Genomic DNA, 15,690 nt, shown 5'->3' with positions numbered 1-15,690 from the left:
TTTTTGAAAATTCAACCGTGTCATTTTCAAAACTATGTTTTCTTTCATTTCAAAATTGAATTTATCTTTTTCTTTACATATCAAATAATGAAAGTTGATTTTCATCTGGCAAATCTTTCAATACGCCATGAGTATCCATATATTCAATCAATGTTTTAGAAACTTTCCCCCGTGAAGCAAGATCTTCTTTAGATAAGAAAATTCCACCTTTGCGTGCTTCAACGATTTGTTTAGCTACGTTCAAGCCCAGACCAGGAACCGCCCGGAAAGGTGCAATCAATGTATCGCCATCGATCACAAAATCTTGCGCATCTGATTTGTATAAATCGATCATCCCAAAATGGAAGCCACGCTCTAACATCTCATTACATAATTCTAAAACAGTCAGTTGATTTTTTTCTTTTGTTGATGCATCCATACCTTTATCAGTGATGGCTTTCATCGCTGCTTTGACAGCATCTTTTCCTTTAGCCATCGCCACTAAATCAAAATCATCTGCTCGGACAGAAAAATACGCGCAGTAATAAAGAATTGGAAAATAAACTTTAAAGTAAGCCACCCGCAAGGCCATCAATACATAAGCTGCCGCATGGGCTTTCGGGAACATGTATTTGATTTTTGAACATGAATCAATATACCAATCAGGAACATTATTCTCTTTCATAGCTGTTAGATACGTTTCACGTAATTCATCAGGGATTTTATTCCACTGTCCTTTACGCACTGTTTCCATAATTTTGAAAGCCATTCCACTATCTAAACCAGCATGGATCAAGTACACCATGATATCATCCCGGCAACCAATTACTTCAGCTAGATTGGCCTCGCCACGACTGATCAATTCTTCAGCATTCCCTAACCAAACGTCGGTACCGTGAGAAAGTCCAGAAATTTGTAATAATTCCGCAAAAGTCGTAGGAGCTGTCTCTTCTAACATTCCTCGGACAAAACGGGTTCCAAATTCAGGAATTCCTAACGTTCCAGTTTTGGAATAAATTTGATCAGGTTCGACATTCAACACTTGTGGACCAGCAAAAATTTTCATAACTTCTGGATCATCTGTCGGAATCGTCTTAGGATCGACGCCAGATAATTCTTGCAGCATCCGAATTACTGTTGGGTCATCGTGACCTAGGATATCCAATTTCAAGACGTTATCATGGATCGAATGGAAATCAAAATGGGTGGTTTTCCATTCAGAGTTTTGATCATCCGCTGGATATTGGATCGGTGTAAAATCATACACATCCATATAATCGGGAATAACAATAATCCCTCCCGGATGTTGTCCAGTTGTTCGTTTGACTCCCGTAGCGCCTTTAACTAATCGATCAACTTCTGCATTACGGAAATTTAAATTATGATCGCGTTCATACCCTTTAACAAAACCATAGGCTGTTTTTTCTGCGACCGTACCGATCGTTCCGGCACGATAAACATACTCTTCACCAAACAATACTTTTGTATAGTTGTGCGCTTCTGCTTGATAATCACCAGAAAAGTTTAAATCAATATCGGGAACTTTATCTCCATGGAAACCTAAGAACGTTTCAAAGGGAATATCATGGCCGTCTTTATTCAAGCGTGCGCCACATTTCAGACATGCTTTTTCTGGCATATCGAAACCAGAACCGTAAGAGCCGTCCTCAAAAAATTCTGAGTATTGACAGTCTGGACAATAATAATGTGGTGGCAAAGGATTTACTTCCGTGATCCCGGTCATTGTCGCAACAAAACTTGATCCGACTGACCCCCGTGAACCAACCAAATAACCATCAGCATTACTCTTATGAACAAGTTTTTGAGCAATCAAATAGATAACGGAGAAACCATTACCAATGATTGAAGTCAATTCTTTCTCAAGACGTTTCTCAATAATGTCTGGTAAGGGATCCCCATACAATTCTCGTGCACGATCGTAACTTAATTTTTTGATTTCTTCTTCTGATCCAGGGATCTTCGGCGTATATAGATCATCTTTGACCGGAATGATTTCTTCACATGTATCTACAATCGTATTAGGACCATCGATTACGATTTCTTTTGCTAATTCAGGGCCTAAAAAACTAAAGGCTTGCAACATTTCATCTGTCGTTCGGAAATGGACATCTGGAAGACTATGGCGGTTCAGAGGATTAGCACCGCCCATGGAACTAATCAAGATTTTACGATAAATCGCATCTTCTTTATTTAGATAATGGACATCACCTGTCGCTATGACCGTTTTGTCCAGCTCTTTCCCGATCTGAATCAAGTTACGTAAAATATCTTCCAAATCAGCTTCATTCTTCACTAATTCTTGTTCAATCAATGGCGCGTAAACAGCTTTAGGCATTACTTCGATGTAATCATAAAAAGCGGCGCGGTTCTTTGCTTCTTCTACCCCTTTTTGCATCATTGCTTCAAAAATCTCACCTTGAGAACATGCAGAGCCAATCAATAAGTTTTCACGCATTTTATTTAACTGCGACCGTGGGATCCGAGGGACACGTTCAAAATAATCAATATTCGACATAGAGATCAATTTAAACAAATCTTTCAGCCCAGCTTGATTTTTCGCTAGAATCGTTGCGTGGAATGGACGCGCTCGCTTATAAGAATCACCTTCACCTACGTGATCGTTCAATTGGTCATGATAATTCATTTCGTGTTTTTCTATTGCTTCCTTAACAAAAATCCAAGCTAAGTGTCCCGTTGCTTCGGCATCATAGACTGCTCGGTGATGCTGTTCTAAGCCTACACCAAATTTTTTCGTCAGTACTCCTAATCCAAATCGCTTGAATTCAGGATATAAGTAGCGAGCTAATTCCAACGTATCAATAACTGGATTAGGTGTCTCTTCCATGTTATGACGAACATAGGTTGTATTAATAAATCCGATATCAAACGTCGCATTGTGGGCCACTAAAATCACATCTTCACAGAATTTTTCAAATAGTTCCATTACTTCTTTTTCTGGTTTAGATCCGCGAACCATTTCATCAGTGATGCCGGTTAAATTAATCGTTGTTTCAGATAGCGGATGTCCCGGGTCAATGAATTCTTCAAATGTCTCTATTACATTTCCTTTATGCATCTTCACAGCCGCGAGTTCAATGATCGTATCATAAACAGCAGATAAACCCGTGGTTTCCACATCGAATACGACATACGTAGCATCTGTCAATGAAACGTGTGCATCATTATAGGCGATTGGCACTCCATCTGAAACAACATTAGCCTCAACACCGTATAAAATTTTCACACCCGCTTTTTTGCCTGCTGCATGGGCTTCTGGGAAAGATTGGGCGCCACCATGATCGGTAATCGCAATTGCTTTGTGTCCCCATTTACCTGCTTGAGCAACTAGATCAGATGCACTATTGATAGCATCCATCGTACTCATATTCGTATGCAAATGTAATTCTGATCTTTTTTCGGTAGATGTATCTTGACGTTCAGGATGTTTTACTTCTTGAATATCTTGCGCGTTCATCACTAAATCACGCATAAACGTATCTTCTTGAACGCTTCCTCGAACACGAATCCAACTATTGTTTGAAATAGCATCAAAAATAGCTTCGTCTTTTTCACCATTAGAAAATTTCTTGACTACGAAAGATGAAGTATAATCTGTCATTTTCAAAATCAAAATTTTTCGTTTCGAACGCAGCTCACGGACTTCCTTATCAAAGATGAACCCTTCAATCGTAATGCGGCGTTCTTCTTCGATGATATTTCCCATCGGCGTGATCGCTTCGTCTGAAGGAATATTACGACCCATTTGGATTGGACCATCAAAATGGGCGGCACTTTCTTTCTTCTCTTTTTTCTTCGACTCGTATTGTGCCAAACTTGCTGCAGCCTGTTCTTGCATCGCTTGGGCTTGCTCTTGCTTACGGACTTCAAATTCTTTTAATTTCTTATCTGCTTGCTCTTTATCGACCTCAGGATCGATCCGTAAATGTGGAAAGCCATAAGAAACTAAGTTCTCTTCGATCAAAGGCAAATATTGCTGTTTCAAAAATGGAATAACCGTTTCATTATCGATCAATAAAACGATTCGTTTTTCTTGAACCAAAGGTAGTGTTTTGCTTAACACTTGTTTGACCAGCGGTGTATCGCAGTCTTGCTCCCCAAGAGCAAATTGCCAATACTGTTGCAATGCCTCCTCAGAAAATTGATCTTCTAGCGGAACAATATGTAATTTTACTTTCGCGATTGATTGAAATGCGATTTGTAATTTTTGATAAAACGCATGGAATAGTTTAGCTGGTAAAATCTCTGGTGTTTGGATAAAAAATTCCCATACCCGCGATTTTTCATGAACGACAACTTCTTTGATCTCTGATGCTTGAATCATTGGATGTTGTTGTTCTGTTTCAGCCAATTCAATTTGTCGTAATAAGTTTTCGAACATTTCACGATTTTTAGACAAAATGGCATCTCCTTCACTTTTTCAAGTATGTTCCAGTATACCTGTTTTTTTTTATGATTGCATTAGAAAAAGGTTTGTGACAATTTAATGTCTCAAACCTTTTTTGATTGTCCAAACTGATCTTTGTTTGATTAAAAGAAGAAGCGTTGGATATCATTCCACGTTACTAAGATCATTAAGAACATGATAAAACCAAACCCGATCATGGTGATCATACCTTCTTTATCTGGATCGAGCGGTTTCCCACGAATCCCTTCAATAAAGTTCAGCAAAATTTTACCACCATCAAACGCTGGAATCGGTAATAGATTGACGATCCCTAAATTGACAGATAATAATGCCATTAAGTAAATAACTGTCTTCACACCTTGTTTTGATGCTTCGGAAGACATTTGATACATCATTACAGGGCCGCCGAGTTTGTCCAAGCTAAAACCGCTGAAAAGTGAACCCAATGCGCTGAATATTTGTTTGGTCATATCCCAAGACTGAGTCAATCCACCGATAACTTTGTCACCAAAACCAGTTTTATAGTAAGGAGCCACACCGATTTGACCGATTTTCTCTCCATTACTTTTTACACTGTTAGCGGTCATTTCAACCGTTTTTTGTTTGCCGTTTTGATCAATGACAACTGAAAGTTTTTTCCCCGGTTTATTCGTTACTGCGCCAGTTAAATCTTCCCATTTGTTGATTTTTTTCCCGTCGATCGAGACGATAGCGTCATTATCTTTCAATCCAGCTGCAGCCGCAGGACTTCCCGCTTGAACTTCACCGATTTGATTTGTATTATAATCCGCTACGCCTCCTTGCAGAAAGGCTAGCGCAATGAATAAAACAATTGTTAAAATAAAATTATTCATCGGTCCAGCAAAATTTGTCATAATTCGAGCGCCTAATTTTGCTGACTGAAATTGGACATCTCTTGGCGCAATACGTACTTCAGTACCATTTTCTTCAATAACTGTTGCATCATGTTGAACGTGATAGATCGTTTCTTGACTTTCGTCTCCATTCACATATCCTTTGATCGTTAAATCGTCTACTAAATCCGCCGCGATCAATTCCAGCGGAACGCTATTTGGCAAATGTACTTTTTTACTGACGTTGATTCGCTTCACTTCGTTTTGTGGCGTCAATTCAACAGAGAGAGGCATCCCCGGACTCAATTCTGTTTCTTCATCTTCTAAACCTGCCATCCGAACATAACCACCAATTGGCAGTAGTCTTAACGTATATGTTGTACCATCTTGAGCCATATGAGCAATCAATTTTGGCCCCATGCCAATCGAAAATTCTCGAACTAAAATTCCAGCCCGTTTAGCAAAAAAGAAATGTCCGAATTCATGAACGATGACAAGAACACCAAAAACAATTAAAAACGTAATTATTGTACGCACCATTTATCCTAATCCTACCTTCTCAAGTTTCTTAACGTTAGTTTATCATAGTCTTAAAAAAATTGATTCCATTCCTTATGATTTCATAGAAAATTTAAAAATACAGAAAGGATCAAGTCGTTTTTTAAAGCTGATCCTAAAAAAAAAGAGCGTCACCGCTCTTTTAGAATAAACCTAATAAATGCATCATTGGAAAGACAAACAACATGCTGTCAAAACGGTCTAAGATACCGCCGTGACCCGGCAAAATATTCCCTGAATCTTTCACATCGTAATGACGTTTGATCGCTGATTCTACTAAATCGCCAAATTGACCAACGATTGAGAAAATCAAAGTAAAGAGGATGATCGTTACCAAATTATGATGGAAAACAGCTGGTTGAACTAAAAAGAAGATGATCGCTACAACAATTGCTGAAGCAATTCCGCCTAAGGCTCCTTCAGTTGTTTTATTTGGTGAAATCTCTGGCCAAAGTTTATGTTTTCCAATTTGGCGTCCAACCATATATGCACCGATATCTGTTGACCAAACAATAAAGAAGGCAAACAATAAAATAGCTAAGCTATTTGCTCGGGCAGTTACTAAGTTTTGGAATCCCACACCTACATATAGACTGACGATGACTGGAAAGCCAGCTTCATCAATTGTATAAGTATTTTTCGATACTACTGAAAAACCTAAAATAATCATGACTGTTAAGTAAAATAATAAAAAGTTGCTATTGTTTCCGCTTAAAAATGGCATCCAGCGTTCGGCTGGCAAGACAAGAAAAACAGCTCCTAATATAGATAGCACGCCTTCAAAACTTAGGATTGCTAGTCCTTTCATTCGAAATAGTTCATACACACCGATTCCAGCTAAGACAGCTGCCGCTACTTCAAGTACGACCCCACCGACATACAATATCGGAATAAAGATCACTAATGCGACGACTGCAGTGATTACTCGTTGTCTCATTTTTTCTCCTCCTTATTTAAACCGCCAAAACGACGGTTTCGTTGTTGAAATGAAGCAATAGCCGCTTCCAAATGATCTCCGTCAAAATCTGGCCATAAAGCTTTAGTAAAATATAACTCGCTATAGGCCAATTGCCAAAGCAAGAAATTACTGATTCGTTCTTCACCGCTTGTACGGATCACCAATTCTGGATCACGTAATTCTTTAGGTAGAAAACCAGTCATTAAATGATCCCCTACAATATCATCATCGATTGAATCAATTTCAAGCGTCCCCGCCTTCACTTCTTGTGCCATCTCTTTGATTCCCGTAACAATTTCTGCCCGACTACCATAATTCAAAGCAAAATTCAGAACTAACCCATCGTTTTGAGCTGTTTGTTCGATTGCTCGTTTAACGGCATCCTGAGTATGTGCAGGCAGATATTCTTCGTAACCCATTACTTGCACCTGAACATTCTCTTCAATCAACTCTGGCACAAAGGTATCAAAAAAGTCCACTGGCAGCTGCATCAAAAAGCTGACTTCTTCTTCTGGGCGTTTCCAATTCTCCGTTGAAAAAGCATATAGCGTTAGCACCTGTACTCCTAAACGATTCGCATGCTTTGTAATTTTTTTAACCGTCTCCATGCCTTCTTTGTGACCAGCAATTCTTGGTAGCCGACGATTTTGTGCCCAACGTCCATTGCCGTCCATTATAATCGCGATATGCTTCGGAATAGCTCCTTCATGATTAAAAATGAACGAAGATTCTTCAGGAGTATATTTTTGTTTTTGTGGAAAAAATCGTAAAACCATGTTTTTTCCTCCTTCATTAATATAAGTAACTAAATACTTTTGAAAAGTCATCTGACATTATATCAATAAACTTAGGTGATTCCTATGGTAATTTCGATTCCTTTAGCCTTTTTCAATGATTCAACGACTGTTTTCAATAAAAAAAGTCTGAAGAATAAATTCTCCAGACTTTGATCTGTTTGCTTATACTTCTAACAATTCTTTTTCTTTTTCTGAAACAATTTCATCGATTGCTTTGATATTGTCATCAGTCAACGTTTGGATGTCTTTTTCAAGACTACGTAGATCATCTTCTGTTAGATCGCCATTTTTTTGTTGTTTTTTGTAATCATCCATTGCATCACGACGAATATTACGAACCGCAATTTTAGCACCTTCAGATTCCTTTTTCACTTCTTTTGCTAATTCTTTACGACGTTCTTCTGTTAATTGAGGAATCACCAAACGAATCACATTTCCATCATTCGCAGGATTCAAACCAATGTCGCTAGCCAAGATCGCTTTTTCCACATCTTTGATCATGTTTTTATCGAATGGTGTAACCATCAACACACGAGCTTCCGGAATCGTGATAGAAGCCATTTGATTTACTGGTGTTGGCACTCCATAGTAATCTACTGAGATACGGTCAAGTAAACTTGCATTCGCACGTCCAGCACGGATTTGACCCAATTGACGTTGCAACGCCTCTTGAGCTTTTTTCATTTTATCTTTTGCTTCGTTCATTACTGCATCTGCCATATTATTTCCCCCTTACGGTTGTCCCGATGTTTTCGCCGAGTACGACCCGTTTAATATTTCCAGTTTCATTTAAGTTGAATACAACAAGTGGAATATCATTGTCCATACTTAATGAGCTTGCTGTTGAATCCATGACTTGTAATCCTTTTGAGATGACATCTAAATGAGTCAATTCATCATATTTCACTGCATTTTCATCAAGTTTTGGATCTGCTGAATAGACACCATCAACATTATTTTTCGCCATTAAGATAACATCAGCATTTACTTCCGCAGCTCTCAAAGCAGCAGTCGTATCTGTTGAGAAGTAAGGATTTCCTGTTCCTCCGGCAAAAATTACGATACGACCTTTTTCAAGGTGACGTTCCGCTTTACGACGGATATACGGTTCAGCAATTTGACGCATTTCGATTGATGTTTGAACACGAGTTGGGACATCGATATTTTCTAACGCATCTTGTAATGCCAATGCATTCATAACAGTTGCCAACATTCCCATATAATCTGCTTGTGCACGTTCCATACCCATTTGAGCACCGATTTGTCCACGCCAAATATTTCCGCCACCAACAATAATTGCCATTTCGATACCTAAATCATGGACTTCTTTGATTTCTTCAACGATTTCTTGGATCACAGGTGGATTGATCCCAAATTTTTCATCGCCGGCTAAAGCTTCTCCGCTGAGTTTCAATACTACACGTTTATACTTTGGTTCATTCATCACAATACCTCCACTGTCACTCTACTGATATTTTAGCATATTCTGTTCTTGAAGCGAGCCTATTTTGAATTTGCTTAAAAAAAGGGAGCGCACAGTTATATGCGTTCCCGACTGTTAGTTAAAACAGAATTATTTTTTGATTTGGCTCATAACTTCTTCAACAAAGTTATCTTCACGTTTTTCGATACCTTCGCCAACTTCAAAACGAACGAAGCTTGCAACTGTAGCACCTTTAGAAGATACATATTTTTCAACAGTCATATCAGGATCTTTAACGAATGGTTGGTCAACCAAAGCGATTTCTGCTTTAAATTTATTCAAACGGCCAATAACCATTTTTTCAACGATATTAGCAGGTTTGCCTTCGTTTAATGCTTGTTCAGTTAGAACAGTTTTTTCGTGTTCTAATTCTGATTCAGGAATTTGACTTTCGTCAACATAACGAGGGTTGATTGCAGCTACGTGCATAGCAACATCTTTAGCCACAGATTCGTCAGTAGTACCATTTAATAAAGCTAACACAGCAATACGTCCGCCCATGTGTAGGTAACCGCCAAATGCAGCATTATCTTCTTTTTCAACAACTTCAAAACGACGGAAGTTGATGCGTTCGCCAATAACTTGTGTAGCTTCGATTAAAGCTGCTTCTAAAGTTTCGCCTTTAGAAGTAGTTAATTTCATTGCAGCATCCATGTCTGCTGGTTTGTTTTCAGCAACTAAAGAAGCAATTTCTTTAACTAAATCTTGGAACATTTCGTTTTTAGAAACGAAGTCTGTTTCAGAGTTTACTTCTACGATTGCAGCAGTGTTTCCGTTGATTGCAACTGAAGCTAAACCTTCAGCAGCGATACGGTCATTTTTCTTAGCTGCTTTAGCCATACCTTTTTCACGTAAAAGATCGACAGCTTTTTCGATATCGCCTTCTACTTCTACTAATGCACGTTTCGCATCCATCATACCTACGCCAGTCATGTCGCGTAGTTCTTTTACCATTTTAGCTGTTACGTCTGCCATTTTAAGGGCCTCCTTAGATTTTATAAAAAAAGCTGCTTCAAAGGATATTATTTACTTTGAAGCAGCATATGCTACGAAATTATTCAGCTGATTCAGTAGAAGCGTTGTCGCCTTCCACTACATCAACGATTTCTTCGATTGAAGTTGCTTGTCCGCCATCTTCAGCTGCGAAGTCTGCTTCTGCTACTTGATCTTCACCTTGGTTTCCTTCGATGAATGCATCAGCCATTTTAGCAGTGATTAATTTCACGGCGCGGATAGCATCGTCATTTGAAGGGATAACTACGTCGATTTCATCTGGATCGCAGTTTGTATCAACCATAGCAACGATCGGGATGTTTAATTTTTGAGCTTCTTGAACAGCAATACGTTCTTTACGAGGATCAACGATATACATAACATCAGGGATGCGAGGCATATCAGCGATACCGCCTAAGAATTTTTCTAAACGTTCACGTTCTTTGTTCAAACCAACAACTTCTTTTTTAGGCAATACTTCAAAAGTACCGTCAGCTTCCATAGCGTTGATTTGTTTCAAACGAGCAATACGTTTTTGGATTGTGTCCCAGTTAGTTAAAGTTCCACCTAACCAACGGTGGTTTACATAGTATTGACCAGCGCGGATAGCTTCTTCTTTAATAGCTTCTTGAGCTTGTTTCTTAGTTCCTACGAACAATGCAACGCCGCCGTCTTCAGCAACATCTTTCATGTAATCGTAAGCAGCATCTACTAATTTAACTGTTTTTTGTAAGTCAATGATGTAGATTCCGTTTCTTTCTGTGAAGATATATTTCTTCATTTTTGGGTTCCAGCGACGAGTTTGGTGACCGAAGTGTACGCCGGCTTCTAGTAATTGTTTCATAGACAATACTGACATTTGTGATTCCTCCAATTGGTTTTTTGTTTTCCTCTCCTGCTCTCTTCTTTATAAGGAACTGACAAGCAGCACCGCCTTATAAATCAAGTCAGAATGTGGATTTTTTGTATGTAGTCGCCTACACACAATTAGTAATTATACAAGACTATTTGTAATAAATCAATCTTTTTTATTCTTCTTTTTATGATTAATATTTATCCTATAATAATGCTTAAGAAAACTTTTTCTGCTATACTGAGTGCATAAATATTATCTTGTATTGTCATTTAATCCTTTTCTGGAGCTGACTTAGATTGTTTAATGCTCGAAGGTTTAAAGCTGACACTACTTGATTCTGACTAATTTCAAACAAAAATTAGTTCATTACTATTAAGGTAAGGAGCATTTTTATGCGAAAAAAAGACCGGCACGAATTGATTAAACAAATTATTTCTGAGAATCCCATTCGAAATCAAAATGAATTGATGGATCATCTCAATGCACAACATGTTTCTGCAACGCAAGCGACGATTTCAAGAGATATCCGTGACTTAAAGATTGTTAAAACAATTGATGAGACTGGCAAACCGCGCTTTGAATTGTTTCAAGAACATCCTGTACCAACTGAAGATGACGATATCAAACGTTTGATTCGAATGACTGATGAAGTAATTGTAAAAGTCGATACTGTTCAATTTATGACTATCGTAGGGACAATTCCTGACAATGCCCATTTATTGGCTGCTGTTTTAGATGATCTTTCTAGCGAGTACATCGTTGCTACAATGGCAAGCTTTGATACCATCATTGTGATCTCTCGCACTCCAGCGGATGCAGAGAAAGTCACTGAATTTTTAAAAGACCCCACACAGGGATCAATCTTCACACAAAATTAATTCAACATAAAGTAAAAGCGATCCTAATACATTAGGGTCGCTTTTTGTCTGTTCATCGTTCTTTTACTTAGTGTATATTTTTACGTGTGTTTCGCTTAAATAGTAATAATACTCCGCCTAAAACTAGGAATCCGATGACAATTAGATAAGAATTTTTACTATCATTTAATTTAGGAATAGTTGTAGAAGTATTCTTGGTGTTACTTGTTATCGGCTGATTGCCTAATGTATTTGTTCTTTGATACGTACTTGATTGTCCGCTCGATTGAACACCGGGTACCGAATTAATCGTTGGAACTGCTAGTTTTATTTTTTCAAAATAGAGCTTTGCAGTCCCGACTTCATCTGATTTGAAAACTAATTTATAGCTATCCGCATCCGATACTAATTTATAATCCGTTGGAAAATGATTTTCTAGCTCTTTTTTATATTCAGCTAACGTTGTACCCACCGTACCAGAAACATCAAATTCTTTTAATATCGCTTTAGTTGTTTGATCAATAAATTGTATATGGATCGTCCCGTTAGCTGGAACTGGTTGCGGATCTTTTTTAAAGTTTAATCGAACTGTCGTAGAGTCGCCATCCACAAATTCAGTATTATAACTATCATTATCCGATACTAGTGTGTACCCACTTGGATATTTAGCTTCCACTTCACTTCGTTTAGCGTTTAAAGTCGTGCCAACTTCTCCACTAACTTCCGTGTTTCCGATTACTTTATTTGTATCTTGATCATAGAATTCAACATTGATTTTTCCCTCATCGGGAATTTGTTCTTCATCTTTTTTAAAGTTTATTCGAACCGTCGTAGAATCTCCATCCACAAATTCAGTATTATAACTATCATTATCCGACACTAATGTGTACCCACTTTGATATTTAGCTTCCACTTCACTTCGTTTAGCGTTTAAAGTCGTGCCAACTTCTCCACTAACTTCCGTGTTTCCGATTACTTTATTTGTATCTTGATCATAGAATTCAACATTGATTTTTGCTTGCGCTACAGTATCTTTTGTAAAATAAAAACGGGCGTTGCCGACTTCTCCTTCAACAAAAGTTGGGCTATATTCTGTTCTTGGATCTGGACTTAATGAGTAACCCGCTGGATATTGGGCGGTTAATTCGTCCTGATGATCTGTAAACTGCGTCCCGACTTCTCCGCTAACATTAAATTCTTTTAGTACATCGCCTGTATCAGCATCATAATATGTGACATGGATCGTTGATTCCACAGGAGCATCTTTTGTAAAATAAAAACTGGCTGTGCCGACTTCTCCTTCAACAAAAGTTGGACTATAATCTGTTCTTGGATCTGGACTTAATGAATAGCCTGTTGGAAATTGGGCAGACAATTCACCAAAATGATCTGTAAACTGCGTCCCGACTTCTCCACTAACGTTAAATTCTTTTAACACGTCACCTGTATCAGCATCGTAATATGTGACATGAATCGTTGACTCTGCTGCTAGAACTGAAACCATTTCTTCATTTGGTAATGCGCTTTGTCCTGTCGTTTCATTTTCAACAGCTTTTACTTGCTGTGAACTAAAAATTCCTAAATCGAAAATACCAGTTACTAGAACCCCTACTAAAAACAACTTATAAATCTTTTTCATCATTTATTACACCTCTCCAACTACAATTAATCTATCCCTTTTATAAACCTATGTAAAAGTTGTTAAAAATGACAAATCTTAAAAACAAATATGTCTCTAAAAAGAATTTTAACAGACATTAACTGCTCGCACTAAACAATCTGCTCACTAATCTATTGTGAAAAACTTTACTTAAGGTCTATAAATAAGGGTTATTTTTTCACAAAAAAAGACAACGCGCATTTTTGCGTTGTCTAGTACGGTTGTTTTTACATTCTGTTTGGAGCATGAACCCCTAATAAACGTAAGTCTTCTTTTAAGATCACTGTTACAGCATGAACCAATGCTAAACGAGCATCTTTTTGATCATCGTCAACCAAAATTTTTGTATGGGCATAGTACTTATTGAAAGCCTGAGCTAATTTAATTGAATGTTTTGCAATCACTGATGGTTCATATTGATCTGCTGCCTGCATCACAACTTCTGGATAGCTTTGCAATAATTTAATGATTTCCCAGCTATCCGCATCATTTAAAGCATAAACTGCTTCTGGATCAATCGTGAAATCTGCTTTTCCTAACACTGTCATTGCACGAGCATGCGTATATTGAACGTAAGGACCTGTTTCACCTTCAAAACGAACGACTTCTTCTAAACTAAAGTCAAAATTATTTAGACGATCGTTTTTCAAGTCATGGAATACTACGGCACCCACACCGACTTGATTAGCAACTTCTTCTTTATTTGGTAGATCAGGATTTTTCGCTTCGATTTGTGCTAAAGCAGAATCTTTGGCTTCATTTAATACTTCTTCTAAAAGAACGATTTTTCCTTTACGTGTAGATAATTTTTTGCCGTCTTTTGTGATCAAACCAAATGGTACATGAACCATTTCGTCAGACCAATCAAAGCCTAGTTCTTTAATGACTGCTTTTAATTGTTTGAAATGGCCACTTTGTTCATTTCCTACGACATACAATGATTTTACAAAATTGTATTCACGTTTGCGATATAGTGCAGCTGCTAAATCACGAGTAATATAAAGTGTTGCACCATCAGATTTTTTGATCAAAGCAGGATTCAAACCGTATTTTTCAAGGTCAACGATTTCCGCACCTTCATTGGTTTTCAATAGATGTTTTTCTTCTAACATCGTTACGACTTCATCCATTTTGTCATTATAGAAGGCTTCTCCGTTGAATGAATCGAAATCAATTTCTAGCATACCGTAGATTTTATTGAATTCTTTTAATGATTCACTGCGGAACCATTTCCATAAGCTCAAAGCTTCTTCATCATTGTCTTCTAATTTTTTGAACCATGCACGAGCTTCATCGTTCAATTCTGGTTCTTCTTCCGCTCTTTCATGGAATTCTACGTACAACCGTAACAACTCATTGATTGGTTCCGCCTTGACTTTTTCTTCAGAGCCCCATTTTTTATAGGCAACGATCAATTTACCGAATTGAGTGCCCCAGTCACCTAAGTGATTGATTTTGATTGGATTATAACCAATTTTACTTAAAATCAAGCTAATTGAGTTACCGATCACAGTTGAGCGTAAATGACCCATCGAAATTGGTTTAGCAATGTTCGGTGATGACATATCGATAGTAACATTGCCTTCATTACCAATGTTACTATCTCCAAAATTTTGATCTTCTTTAGCGATTTCTTTTAAGACCATACTTGAAATAACTTCTTTTTTCATGAAGAAGTTTAAATAAGGTCCAACCACTTCGATTTTTTCAAATGCTTCTGGATTGATTTTTTCTGCTAATTCAGCAGCAATTTGTTGTGGTGCTTTACGAAAAACTTTTGCTAATGAAAACGCTGGAAATGCTACGTCTCCATGATCGACTGATTTAGGATTTTCAAGCAAACGTTCAACTTCTTCTAAAGTTAATTGATCTTCTACTACTTCATATACAGCTTGTGCAACGATTTCTTTATTATTCATCCAAATTTCCTCCCTTGAAATACAACTATCCGTAATTGTCTTAGCTCCACATACGATTTTTCGGTAAAACGAGCAATAAACAAAAAAAGCCCTGATGCATCCTGATGCATCAGAGACGAGAATTTCCCGCGGTACCACTCTTATTGTCGTAAATCGACCTACTTAGGCTATAACGGTAGCTGCCGGTTCATCTCAAAAGTGCGCCCTCTATTTTTGTTTATTCGGCTCTCACCTTCCCGAATTCGCTCTGAAACAGACCATAGACTTCTCTTTTTCATCGATGAATGATTTATCTGGCATTCATACTAACAGAAAAATGCATGTCTGAC

The 15,690-nt window shown here is 37.8% G+C and carries 11 protein-coding genes; 1 reads left to right on the top strand and 10 read right to left on the bottom strand.

Features of this window, described 5'->3' with window-relative positions:
- Positions 1-73: 73 nt before the first annotated feature.
- The 8 genes from ACQKTA_RS01585 to rpsB form a co-directional block, all read right to left on the bottom strand.
- The gene (locus tag ACQKTA_RS01585) at positions 74-4,399 is read right to left on the bottom strand and encodes a PolC-type DNA polymerase III (protein WP_427814494.1); all 4,326 of its coding nucleotides are present in this window, start codon (positions 4,397-4,399) and stop codon (positions 74-76) included.
- 149 nt (positions 4,400-4,548) lie between these two features.
- Positions 4,549-5,817 (bottom strand): RIP metalloprotease RseP, encoded by a 1,269-nt coding sequence (gene rseP, locus ACQKTA_RS01580; RefSeq protein ID WP_427814493.1) that lies wholly within the window; start codon positions 5,815-5,817, stop codon positions 4,549-4,551.
- Positions 5,818-5,980: 163 nt separating this feature from the next.
- Positions 5,981-6,775, bottom strand: coding sequence for a phosphatidate cytidylyltransferase (locus ACQKTA_RS01575; RefSeq protein ID WP_332581113.1), 795 nt, complete (start codon positions 6,773-6,775; stop codon positions 5,981-5,983).
- Complete coding sequence (locus ACQKTA_RS01570) at positions 6,772-7,572, bottom strand: isoprenyl transferase (protein WP_427813933.1); 801 nt, start codon at positions 7,570-7,572, stop codon at positions 6,772-6,774. The genes ACQKTA_RS01575 and ACQKTA_RS01570 overlap by 4 nt, the downstream gene beginning before the upstream one ends.
- Positions 7,573-7,755: 183 nt before the next feature.
- Positions 7,756-8,313, bottom strand: coding sequence for a ribosome recycling factor (frr, locus tag ACQKTA_RS01565; RefSeq protein WP_332581115.1), 558 nt, complete (start codon positions 8,311-8,313; stop codon positions 7,756-7,758).
- Between the two features lies 1 nt (position 8,314).
- A complete protein-coding gene (gene pyrH, locus ACQKTA_RS01560) occupies positions 8,315-9,037 on the bottom strand; it encodes a UMP kinase (RefSeq protein ID WP_071858314.1) in 723 nt (240 codons plus the stop codon).
- Positions 9,038-9,166: 129 nt separating this feature from the next.
- Positions 9,167-10,051: a translation elongation factor Ts gene (gene tsf / locus ACQKTA_RS01555; protein ID WP_332581116.1), complete on the bottom strand. Its 885-nt coding sequence runs from the start codon at positions 10,049-10,051 to the stop codon at positions 9,167-9,169.
- Between the two features lie 79 nt (positions 10,052-10,130).
- On the bottom strand, positions 10,131-10,928 hold the full coding sequence (gene rpsB, locus ACQKTA_RS01550; RefSeq protein ID WP_332653427.1) for a 30S ribosomal protein S2: 798 nt from the start codon (positions 10,926-10,928) through the stop codon (positions 10,131-10,133).
- A 389-nt stretch (positions 10,929-11,317) separates the two neighbouring features.
- On the opposite strand from rpsB, the gene ACQKTA_RS01545 reads away from it, so the two are divergent.
- The gene (locus tag ACQKTA_RS01545) at positions 11,318-11,803 is read left to right on the top strand and encodes an arginine repressor (protein WP_427813932.1); all 486 of its coding nucleotides are present in this window, start codon (positions 11,318-11,320) and stop codon (positions 11,801-11,803) included.
- A gap of 67 nt (positions 11,804-11,870) precedes the next feature.
- On the opposite strand, the gene ACQKTA_RS01540 is transcribed toward ACQKTA_RS01545, so the two are convergent.
- Together ACQKTA_RS01540 and argS are read right to left on the bottom strand one after the other, a co-directional pair.
- Entirely contained in the window at positions 11,871-13,421 is a 1,551-nt protein-coding gene (locus ACQKTA_RS01540; RefSeq protein ID WP_427813931.1) for a mucin-binding protein, read from the bottom strand.
- A 248-nt stretch (positions 13,422-13,669) separates the two neighbouring features.
- On the bottom strand, positions 13,670-15,361 hold the full coding sequence (gene argS / locus ACQKTA_RS01535; RefSeq protein ID WP_332580331.1) for an arginine--tRNA ligase: 1,692 nt from the start codon (positions 15,359-15,361) through the stop codon (positions 13,670-13,672).
- Between the last annotated feature and the right edge of the window lie 329 nt (positions 15,362-15,690).

Source organism: Enterococcus sp. 22-H-5-01 (genome assembly GCF_050310005.1).
In the GTDB taxonomy this organism is placed as follows: Bacteria; Bacillota; Bacilli; order Lactobacillales; family Enterococcaceae; genus Enterococcus_A; species Enterococcus_A hailinensis.
This window is presented reverse-complemented; position numbering and strand designations above follow the sequence as displayed.

What these genes read in the sequence shown, in the direction of transcription:
- ACQKTA_RS01540 (WP_427813931.1), bottom strand. Translation starts at nt 13,421, where the DNA reads ATGAAAAAGATTTATAAGTTGTTTTTAGTAGGGGTTCTAGTAACTGGT.
- argS (WP_332580331.1), bottom strand. Translation starts at nt 15,361, where the DNA reads ATGAATAATAAAGAAATCGTTGCACAAGCTGTATATGAAGTAGTAGAA.
- ACQKTA_RS01545 (WP_427813932.1), top strand. Translation starts at nt 11,318, where the DNA reads ATGCGAAAAAAAGACCGGCACGAATTGATTAAACAAATTATTTCTGAG.
- frr (WP_332581115.1), bottom strand. Translation starts at nt 8,313, where the DNA reads ATGGCAGATGCAGTAATGAACGAAGCAAAAGATAAAATGAAAAAAGCT.
- ACQKTA_RS01570 (WP_427813933.1), bottom strand. Translation starts at nt 7,572, where the DNA reads ATGGTTTTACGATTTTTTCCACAAAAACAAAAATATACTCCTGAAGAA.
- rpsB (WP_332653427.1), bottom strand. Translation starts at nt 10,928, where the DNA reads ATGTCAGTATTGTCTATGAAACAATTACTAGAAGCCGGCGTACACTTC.
- tsf (WP_332581116.1), bottom strand. Translation starts at nt 10,051, where the DNA reads ATGGCAGACGTAACAGCTAAAATGGTAAAAGAACTACGCGACATGACT.
- ACQKTA_RS01585 (WP_427814494.1), bottom strand. Translation starts at nt 4,399, where the DNA reads ATGTTCGAAAACTTATTACGACAAATTGAATTGGCTGAAACAGAACAA.
- pyrH (WP_071858314.1), bottom strand. Translation starts at nt 9,037, where the DNA reads ATGAATGAACCAAAGTATAAACGTGTAGTATTGAAACTCAGCGGAGAA.
- ACQKTA_RS01575 (WP_332581113.1), bottom strand. Translation starts at nt 6,775, where the DNA reads ATGAGACAACGAGTAATCACTGCAGTCGTCGCATTAGTGATCTTTATT.